The sequence below is a fragment of the Streptomyces sp. NPDC002734 genome (genome assembly GCF_040295685.1).
GTDB lineage: Bacteria > Actinomycetota > Actinomycetes > Streptomycetales > Streptomycetaceae > Streptomyces.
Map to the genome: position 1 here is coordinate 87,326 of NZ_JBEOVU010000022.1, position 9,443 is coordinate 96,768.

Genomic DNA, 9,443 nt, shown 5'->3' on the forward strand with positions numbered 1-9,443 from the left:
CCCTCACCGCTTCGTGCCCCTGCCCGTCAGTGGGCCACCGCGGGCTCCGGCTCCGGGAGACCGCCGCCGGTTCCGCCGCCGGTCTCCCGGCCGTCCCGGGCCTCGGCCCCCGCGTCAGGACCCGTCGCGGCGCCCCGACCGTCGCCCTCGACGGTGCCGACCGCGCCGGCCGCGGGCGCGCCGTCCCCGGCGGGCGGGGCGGCACGCCGCTCGCGCCGCTTCAGCCACAGGTCGACCAGGAAGTTGAGCGCCAGGCCCGCGGCGCCCCAGATGCCGATGGTCAGCAGGTTCCGCCCGATGCCGTGGCCGTCGAAGTAGACCATGCTGCGGGCGATGTCCACGGTCGCGGGCAACGGCAGGACGTCCTTCAGGTGGCCGAAGATCTCGGGGACCATGTAGATCGACATGCCGCCGCCGGAGGCGGGAACGCCCGCCAGCATCATGACGACCATCACCGGCACGATGGCCGCGAGACCCACCGTGCGGGTGAACACCGCCGTGGCCAGCGACACGCTCAACACGGACAGGGACCCGTAGGCGATGAACTCCCACGCCGGGACGTCGATCGCGCCGATCATGACGTCGAAGAGGAGCCACAGCCAGGCCGAGATGCCGATCGCCCAGCCCGCCTGGAACGGCAGGATCCGCCGGGTCCGGGTCAGCTCCGGGGCGCCGCCGCGCAGCACGGCCATCAGCAGGAACCCGGCCATGATCCACGCCATGCCGACGTACATGCTGTTGCTGCCCATGGTGTCGTGCCCGGTCAGCGGCTTGACGTCCTCGGTCTTCAGCGGCGTCTTCGACGCGGCGGCGATCTGCTGGAACATCTGGCCCAGCGCCATGTGCTGGCTGTTGCCCGCGGCCGAGGAGGTCAGCAGGGTGGCCGGGCCGCCGCGCTCGGTGGGCAGGACGTAGGCGCCGACGATCTCCTGGTCGAGGACCGACTCCCGCGCCTCGTCGACCGAGTCGCCGCTGGACAGCTCCAGCATCCCGCCGAGCTTCGGCTCGAGCGCGGCCGTCACCTGCTCCGCCTGCTGGGTGCTCGCGCCGACCACGGCCACCGGCATGTCGTGGATCTGCGGCTTGTGCATGGAGGCGCCCATCAGGCCGACCACCATCACCAGGATCGACAGCGGGAACGCGATCGCGGCGAAGCGGCGCATCCACAGCGGCCGGACGGGCCCGCCGGCGAGCGCGGGCAGCGGGGTGCCGCCGTCGGTGACCGGGGGAGCGGCGGGGATGAGGTGGCCCTTGCGCTCCTTGAGCAGGGCGAGCGCCAGCGCGGCCACCAGCCAGACGCCCAGGGCGATCAGGTGGCCGCCCACGCCACGGCCGTCGAAGTAGAGGAGGGCGCGCAGCGACTCGCCGGCCGCCGGGAGCGGCAGCACGCCGTGCAGCCACTGGAAGAAGCCCGGCATCGTGTGCACCGACAGGGCCAGGTTGGACGAGGGCATGCCGAAGCACACCCACAGCAGCATGCCGAACAGCACCGCCAGGGGTCCGACGAGCTTGGTGAACAGCATCTGGGCGCAGCCCACCGCCATGGTGGCCAGCATGCCGACGCCCACGAACTGCAGGTAGTGACCGTCGACGGCGCCCACCAGCGGACCCAGGATCAGCCAGATGACGCTGCTGGTCAGGAACGACCAGCCTGCCACCAGCGGCAGGAAGCGCCGCACCGACAGCAGGTAGGGCATCGACATGGTCAGGACGCTCAGCGGCACGTAACCGGCCAGCATCATGCCCATCGCCGCGAACAGCACGGCTATGCCCGCCATGTCGCCGTCGGGCAGGGGAGCGGCGTCCCTCGTCTCGACGTCCCAGCCCTGCTCCACGGTGACCGGGGCGAGGAGCTGCTTGACGGTGCTCGCCTGTGAGGCGCCTCCCGCCGACGCCGTGGTGACGACCGCCTTGCCGCCCTCGCCGGACCCGGCGGGTATCTCCAGGACGCCGGCGACCTCCTGGTCCCGCAGCAGGTCGGCCGCCTCGTCGGCCCTGCCGACCAGGCGGGCGTCGACGGCGCCGCCCGGAGCGTCGTCCAGGGCGGCGACGACCGCCTCGGCCGCCGGTCCCGAGCCGACGACCGCGACCGGCACATGGTCGGGCGTCGGTTCGTGCATGGTCCCGACGTAGCTCGCGTACATCATCGTGACCATCAGGAACGGCATCACGAACAGGGCGACGTAGCGCCCGATCCGGGTTCTGCGGTCCTCCGGCGGACGCCCGGCGGGCTGTCCGGCGGCGCCGGACGCTTCCGGGGCCGCGGGGGGCGCGGTGGTGGTGTCCAAGGGTGGGGTGCTCCTCCGTGCGGCACGTCGAACTAAGTCATGCGACTTATTCGCGAGGCGTCCAGCGTAAATCAAGTCAGGTGACTTATCTGCCGGGGGAGGGTGCGGGTGGGTTAACTTGGCGCTGAACGTCGCACATCTCACACCCAGCCCGGGAGCCGTCCATGGCCAGATCGGAGAGGGCTCGCAGCGCCCTGCTCGACGCCGCCGAGCGGCTGTTCGCCCAACAGGGCATCGCCCAGGTCTCCGACCGGAAGGTGGCGGAGGCGGCGGGCAACAGCAACCACTCGGCCGTGGGCTACCACTTCGGCGGCCGTGAGGGCCTGTTGCGCGCGCTGGTGGACCGGCATCTGGCCGAGATCGAGGAGCGCAGCCGGGTCATGTTCGACGAGGGCTCGGCCTCGCTGCTGGACGACGTCCGCGCACTGGTGGTCCCGGTCACCGAGGTGATGGCGGAACTGCCGCGGCCGACCTGGCGGGCCCGCTTCTTCAGCCTGGCGCTGCACGATCCGTCGGTCTCGCGGCTGATGCGCCGGACCTCCGAGGTCGCGCCGACCACTGCCCGGATCGGGCAGTCGGTGGGCGCCCGGCTCAGTCATCTGGACCCGGCCGTGGTGCGTGGCAGGACGATGCTGATGGCCCACCTCGTCAACTCCGCCTGCGCGGAGATCGAGGAGAAGGCGGAGCGGGACGGCGAGGAGCCCGACTGGCCCGGCGTCGGCGACTTCCTCTCCGACGCCATCGCCGGCATGCTCCTCGCCCCCGTCAGCCGCCCACGGTCCGCCGCCGCGACGGCGGCCCGGCCGGCCGGGGCGGGCGGAGGGGCCGGGGCCGCCGGCCGGGAGGGCTAGCGCGGCGTCCTCGCCCGACGGAGGTCCTGGCCCGGACGGCGTACGGCCGCCCGGTGGCGTCACCGGGCGCCCGAAGCGGGGAGCGGGGAAGCGGGGGAAACGGGGGAGGGGAGCCGGCGGGCTCCGCGGCTCCGGAAGGCGTCAGCGGGCGCCGCGGCTCCGGATCAGGAGCCAGAGGAAGTACGGCGTGCCGATCAGCGCGGTCATCAGGCCCGCGCCCAGCTGCGCCGGGGCGATGACCGTGCGGCCGAGGAGGTCGGCGGCGCAGACCAGCACCGCGCCGAGCAGGACGGCGACCGGCACCACCCGCACGTGGCGGCGGCCGACCAGGGCCCGGGCGGCGTGCGGGGCGACCAGACCGACGAAGCCGATGGTGCCTGCCGCCGCCACCGCCGTGGCGCTGAGCAGCACGCTCAGCACCAGCAGCGCCAGGCGCTCACGGGACAGACCGATGCCCAGCAGCCTGGGCGTGTCCTCGTCCAGGGAGACCAGGTCGAGCTCCGTGCGCCGGGCGGCCGCCACGCCGGCGCCGAGGACCAGCACCAGGGCCAGCGGCAGCAGGTCCGGGAAGGTGCGCCCGTAGGTGGAACCGGAGAGCCAGGTCAGCGCCTTGGTGGCGTTGTACGGGTCGGTGAGCACGATGATCAGGCTGATCAGCGCCGTCGCCGCGGTGGCGACGCCCATGCCGACCAGGACCAGCCGGTTCTGACGGAAGCCGCCCTGCGCGGCGAGCCCGAAGACCACCACCGACGACACCGCCGCTCCCGCGAACGCGGCGCCCGCCACGCCCCACGAACCGGCGAGCGGGACCGAGGTCACCAGCAGCACCGCACCCAGCGCGGCGCCGTTCGAGACGCCCAGCACCGCGGGCTCGGCGAGCGGGTTGCGGGTGACGGCCTGCACCAGCGTCCCCGCCAGCGCGAGGGCCGCGCCCGCCAGCAGCGCCGCGCCCACCCGCGGGACGCGGGTGTCGAGGACGAAGGTGACGGCCCGGCCGGACCTGCCCTGGGCCCAGTTGGCGACGTCGCCGAGCAGCAGCTTGGCGTCGCCCAGCAGCACGGCCGCGACGATCACGCCCACCAGCAGCACCACCAGCGCGGACAGCACCGTGACGAAGACCTGGCGGCTGCGCAGTCGCAGACGGTCCGGCGCGGCGGACTCGGCGCCCTCCCGCAGCCGGGTCGCGGTCACCACCAGGAAGACCGCGCCGACGAGGCTGGTGACCACCCCGGTCGGCACCGCGACCGAGAGGTCGTCGGGGACCAGGGCGCGCAGCACCACGTCGGAGCCGAGGACCAGCGCGGCGCCGGCGAGTCCGGCGAGCGGCACCGCCCCGCGCAGCCGGGTGAAGTGGCGGACCCGGCGGGCCAGTTGCCGCACCAGTGCCGGGGCGCAGAGGCCGACGAAGCCGATCGGTCCGGCGAGGGTGACGGCGGCCGCGGACAGCAGGGAGGCCAGCACCACCACGGCGACCCGGGTGGTGCGGACGTCGACGCCCAGTCCGCGGGCGGCGTCGTCGCCGAGCGCCAGCGCGTCCACGCGCCGCGCCGTCAGCAGCAGTCCGACCAGACCGACCACCGCGATCGGCAGCATCTGCAGGACGCCGTCGAAGCCGTTCTGGGCGATGGAGCCCTGGTTCCAGGCGTACAGGCCCTCGGTCTGCTCGGGGAAGAGGAGCAACAGGCCCTGGGTGACAGCCGTCAGGCCCAGCGTCAGGGCGCTGCCGGCGAGGACCAGGCGGACGGTGCCCGCGCCGAGCCCCGACAGCGACAGCACCACCGCCGCCGCGGCGAGACCCCCGGCGAAGGCGATCCCGGAGGACGCCAGCAGGGGCAGGGAGACCCCGGTGACGGCGGCCACGCCGAGGGCCAGGTAGGAGCCGGCGTTGACGGCCAGGGTGTCCGGGGAGGCCAGCACGTTGCGGCTGACGGCCTGCAGGGCGACACCGGCCATGCCGAGCACGGCGCCGACCAGCAGGCCGGCCGCCATGCGTGGCAGACGCGAGGCGATCACCACGGAGGCGTCGCCCGGGTCGGCGGCGCCGGTGAGCGCCTTCCACAGCTCGGGTGCGCCCGCCGCGGCGGTGCCCTGGGTGACGTCGACCGCCGCGAGGACGGCGACCAGCAGGGCCAGTGCGGCCGTCACCGCGGCCGCGGCCGGGGTGGCTGTTCTGGGTGCGGTGACGGCCATGGCGTTACTTCTTCGTCAGCGCCTCGACGAGGGCGTCGACGTACGCCTCCATCGAGCCGGGACCGCCGAACATCCAGATGCCGTCGTCGAGACGGTGCACGTCGCCCGACTCGACGAACGGGAGCGACTTCCACACGGCGTTGTCCTTGAGGACGCCGCCCGCGGCGAACGGCGTGCTGTTCTCGTCGCCGTCGCTGCCGATGTAGGCGAAGCGGGTGTCCTTCGGGAGCTTGGTGAGACCCTCGACGTCGGTGGAGGCCAGGCCGTAGGACTCGTCGCCCTTCATCTTCCAGGTGTTCTTCAGCCCCAGCTCGGTGTTGACCTCGCCGATGAGGGAGGTGGCCGTGTAGGGGCGGACCGACACCTGGTTGGACGTCACGTAGCCGTCGGCGAAGGCTATGCCCTCGCCGGCCAGGCCTGCCTCGTCCAGCGCCTTCCTCCCCTCGGCGAGCTTGGCGTCGAACCGCTCGCGCAGCTGCCCGGCCTTGTCCTCGGTGCCGGTGGCCCTGGCGATGAGGTCGACGTTCTCCAGCATCTGGTCGATCTGGCCGGCGCCGTCGGCCGAGCGGACCTGGAGGACCGGGGCGACGTCGCGCAGCTGCTTGACGGCGGCCTCCGGAAGGTCGGTGGTGGCGACGATCAGGTCGGGCGCCAGCGCGGCGACGGTGTCCATGCTGGGCTCGCCGCGGGTGCCGATGTCCTTGGGCTCGCCCCCGAGCGGGACGGCGGTGTTCCACAGCTGGTAACCCTTGACGTCGGCGACGCCGGCCGGCTGGACGCCGAGCGAGAGCAGGCTCTCCACGACGTTCCACTCGGTGCCGACGACCTTGGTCGCCGGGCCGTCGAGCTTCACCTTGGCGCCGGAGGCGTCGGTGAGGGTGACGGCCTTCGCCTTCTTGCCGTCCTGGGCGCCCTTGGCGTCGGCGGCGGGCTCGGTGGTGCCGCAGGCGCTCAGCGCGAGGGCGGCGACGGCGGCCGTGGCCGCGACGAGGAAGTGACGCTTCATGAGGAGGGGAGGAGCCTTTCGGACGTGGTGCGGGTGTGGTGCCGGCCTACCGCGCGGGTGCGCAGGTGGCCGGTGAGGGGGTCGGTGTCGACCTCGATGCGGATGCCGTAGGTCGAGGTCAGCCGCTCGGGGGTGAGGACCTCGGCGGGCGTGCCGTCCGCGACGACCCGGCCGTCGTGCAGGAGCACGACCCGGTCGGCGACGGCGGCCGTCTGGTCGAGGTCGTGGAGGACGACCCCGACGGCGATGCCGTGGTCGTCCGCCAGGTCGCGGATCAGGTCGAGGAGTTCGACCTGGTAGCGAAGGTCCAGGTAGGTGGTGGGCTCGTCGAGCAGCAGCACGCCGGTCTCCTGGGCCAGGCAGCCGGCCAGCCAGACGCGCTGGAGCTGGCCGCCGGAGAGGTGCTCGGCGCCGCGGTCCGCGAGGCCGGTGGTACCGGTGAGGGCCAGTGCCCGGTCGACGGCGGCCGTGCCGCCCGGATCGGACCTGCCCCAGCGGCCCCGGTACGGGTAGCGGCCGAACTCGACCACGTCGCGCACGGTGAGACCGGAGGGGGTGGGGCGCGCCTGCGTCAGCAGGGCGACCCGGCGGGAGAACTCACGGGCCGTCAGGGCGAGCGCGTCGGTCTCCCGCTCCCCGTCGGCGTGCTCGTCGGCGAGGGTGAGACTGCCGCCGCGCGCCTGCTGAAGGCGGGCCATGGCACGCAACAGCGTGGACTTGCCGCTGCCGTTGGGGCCGGCCAGGACGGTCACCTCGCCCGGCCGCAGGGTCACGTCGGCCTGGTGGACGACAGGGGCGGCGTCGTACGCCACGGTGACCTCGGTCGCCGTGAGTCGGTGCCCACGCATGGGTCTGACCTGGGAGGTCTCTTCGGCTCTCACGCCCTTAGGTTAGCCTAACCTAAACCTGCCTCCGTCAGGGGTTCGACGGCGCTCGCCCCCCTCCGGGCCGCGCGGCGGCGCGGGGGCAAGGTCATTGTTCGGTCTCCGTCGGTGGAGGCTTCCGGTCATGGCACTCCGCGACGGCATATGCGTTCTGTCCCGGCCTGTCAGGTGCCGGTCAACGCTTGATCGCGGCCCACGGTCGGCCGACGAGGCGTGGTGGCCGACTCCTGGCTGCTCGGAGGCCCTTGACGTGTCTCGGGTGCGGGCGTCGAGGCCGTGCGGGACGCGCCGCCGGAGCCGGACGGGAATCACGGGGCGGCGGCGAACTCGTGCACAGAAGATTACTTACGGTCAAAACATGGACTGATTTACACACCATAGTCACTGTCTGGATGTGTATGGTCCGGAATCACTAGTTAGCAGACACAAAGCGAGAGTTGTGCTTAACCTCTGACTCGGCCTTGGAGGCCGGTCCCCCCGGGCCGGCTTCGCGCATCACCGTCGCGAACGTGCGGCGCACGTCCCCACCCGTCCGGATCCGTCCCCGTTCCGGCCGGTGCGTCATCAACAGAGCACGACTTCCCAGGAGGCCCCGCTCCATGCCGCACGTGCCCCCTACACACGTAGCCGAGGGGCGCCCCTCCCTCGGCCGCAGCACGCTTCAGAACCGCCTCGACGAACTGGCCCGCGCACACGGAGTGCCGGGCGCCCAGCTCGCCGTCCACACCGGCGCCGAGGTGATCGGCGTCCATACCGGCACCGCCGACGCCGCCACCGGCGCCCCCTTCACTCCGGACACGGTCGTGCCGACCGGTTCGGTGACCAAGCTCTGCACGGCGGCCGCCGTGGCGGTGCTCGCCGACGACGGCGACATCGACCTCGACGAGCCGGCCGCCGCGACGCTGCCCGAACTACGGGCGATACCCGAGGTGACCGTGCGTCACCTGCTCAGCCACACCTCAGGGCTGCCGACCGGGCCCGACTCGGACACCGCCGCCGGACTCACCGCGCCGCGGCTCCTGGCCTCGGTCTCCTCCCCGCGCGACCTGCTGTTCGCGCCGGGCAGCGGCTTCTCCTACTCCAACGCCGGCTACGTGGCCGCCGGACGTCTGGTAGAGGAGGTCACCGGCATGACCTGGCGGGAGGCGGTACGGGCCCTGCTGTTCGCGCCGCTGGGCATACGCCCGCTCCTCCTTCAGGACCCCCCGTCCGACCGGCCCGTCGCCGCCGGTCACGCCCGCAACACCGCCTCGGGCCGCCTGATGCCCGTCGGGCAGAACCTCGCTCCCGTCGAGGCCCCGGCCGGCGCCCTGCTGGCCGGCGCGGGGGACCTGCTGGCCCTCGGCCGGGCGCTCGCCGGCCACTCCACCGCACTGCCGCCCGCCGCGGCGGAGTCGATGCGCCGCCCGGCCCCCGGCGCGCGCCCCGGCGCGCTGGCCGACGGCTGGGGCGCCGGCGCGGCCCTCTTCCGGGGCGAGGACCGCTGGTGGTGCGGCCACGACGGCAACGCCCAGGGAACCTCCTGCCACCTGCGCGTCGACCCCCTCTCCGGTGTCGTCGTCGCCTTCACCGGCAACGCGAGTTCCGCGACCGCCCTGTGGCGTGAGCTCGCCGGCGAACTCGGCGCGCTCGGCCTGGTGGCGCCCGCGGCGACCCGCCCGGGACACGGCCGGAGCCCCGCCCCGCTGCCGGCCGGCTGCGCGGGCGTCTACCGCAACGGCACGGTCGAGTACCGGGTGGGTCTCGACGCCTCCGGCCGGCCGTTCCTCTCCGTCGACGGCGACGTCCCGCTGCCGCTGGTGTGCCACTCGGACCTCGAGTTCGACCTGGCCGACCCGGTGAGCGGCCGCCGTGAACCCGGCGGGCACTTCCACCGCGATCCCCTGACGGGGGCCGTCGACCGGGTGCAGGTCTCCGGGCGCGCGGCCCGCAGGGTGCAGGGCGCCGAGCCGGAGGCCCGCCCGGTGGACCTCAGGGGTCCGGGCGTCCACGCCCCGCGTCACTCCGGTGGGGCGGCCAGGCCCGGCCGGGTGCCGGCCGGTCCGCACCTGCGCGGTCTCGTGCCCGTCCCGGCCCCCTCCGTGTGGGCCGAGGCCGCGGCGGGCCCCTCCCCGAGGCCCGCGCGCACCCCCGGGTACCGGAGCGTCCCGCCGTCCCCGCGGTAACTCCCGCCCGCACCGCAGCACTTCCCCACATCCGAACGCGGCCCCGCCGCGTCGCCCCG

At 74.0% G+C, this 9,443-nt stretch carries 6 protein-coding genes; 2 read left to right on the forward strand and 4 right to left on the reverse strand.

Annotation, left to right across the window (positions count from 1 at the left end):
- Positions 1-26 precede the first annotated feature (26 nt).
- Positions 27-2,288 carry an ABC transporter permease gene (locus ABT026_RS20595; protein ID WP_351116175.1) on the reverse strand — a complete coding sequence of 754 codons (2,262 nt, stop codon included), beginning with the start codon at positions 2,286-2,288 and terminating at the stop codon, positions 27-29.
- A gap of 164 nt (positions 2,289-2,452) precedes the next feature.
- Between ABT026_RS20595 and ABT026_RS20600 the strand changes: the two genes are divergently transcribed.
- A complete protein-coding gene (locus ABT026_RS20600; protein WP_351116176.1) occupies positions 2,453-3,139 on the forward strand; it encodes a TetR/AcrR family transcriptional regulator in 687 nt (228 codons plus the stop codon).
- 141 nt (positions 3,140-3,280) lie between these two features.
- On the opposite strand, the gene ABT026_RS20605 is transcribed toward ABT026_RS20600, so the two are convergent.
- The 3 genes from ABT026_RS20605 to ABT026_RS20615 are packed head-to-tail and all read right to left on the reverse strand — an operon-like array spanning position 3,281 to position 7,183.
- A complete protein-coding gene (locus ABT026_RS20605) occupies positions 3,281-5,329 on the reverse strand; it encodes an iron ABC transporter permease (protein ID WP_351116177.1) in 2,049 nt (682 codons plus the stop codon).
- 4 nt (positions 5,330-5,333) lie between these two features.
- Entirely contained in the window at positions 5,334-6,335 is a 1,002-nt protein-coding gene (locus ABT026_RS20610) for an iron-siderophore ABC transporter substrate-binding protein (RefSeq protein ID WP_351116178.1), read from the reverse strand.
- Entirely contained in the window at positions 6,332-7,183 is an 852-nt protein-coding gene (locus tag ABT026_RS20615) for an ABC transporter ATP-binding protein (RefSeq protein WP_351116180.1), read from the reverse strand. The genes ABT026_RS20610 and ABT026_RS20615 overlap by 4 nt, the downstream gene beginning before the upstream one ends.
- 635 nt (positions 7,184-7,818) lie before the next feature.
- Here ABT026_RS20615 and ABT026_RS20620 point away from each other — a divergent pair.
- Positions 7,819-9,384 carry a serine hydrolase domain-containing protein gene (locus ABT026_RS20620; protein ID WP_351116181.1) on the forward strand — a complete coding sequence of 522 codons (1,566 nt, stop codon included), beginning with the start codon at positions 7,819-7,821 and terminating at the stop codon, positions 9,382-9,384.
- The last annotated feature ends 59 nt before the right edge of the window (positions 9,385-9,443 follow it).

Excerpts from the sequence above, each read along its gene's own strand:
- ABT026_RS20615 (WP_351116180.1), bottom strand. The coding sequence starts at position 7,183 with ATGCGTGGGCACCGACTCACGGCGACCGAGGTCACCGTGGCGTACGAC.
- ABT026_RS20605 (WP_351116177.1), bottom strand. The coding sequence starts at position 5,329 with ATGGCCGTCACCGCACCCAGAACAGCCACCCCGGCCGCGGCCGCGGTG.
- ABT026_RS20610 (WP_351116178.1), bottom strand. The coding sequence starts at position 6,335 with ATGAAGCGTCACTTCCTCGTCGCGGCCACGGCCGCCGTCGCCGCCCTC.
- ABT026_RS20600 (WP_351116176.1), top strand. The coding sequence starts at position 2,453 with ATGGCCAGATCGGAGAGGGCTCGCAGCGCCCTGCTCGACGCCGCCGAG.
- ABT026_RS20620 (WP_351116181.1), top strand. The coding sequence starts at position 7,819 with ATGCCGCACGTGCCCCCTACACACGTAGCCGAGGGGCGCCCCTCCCTC.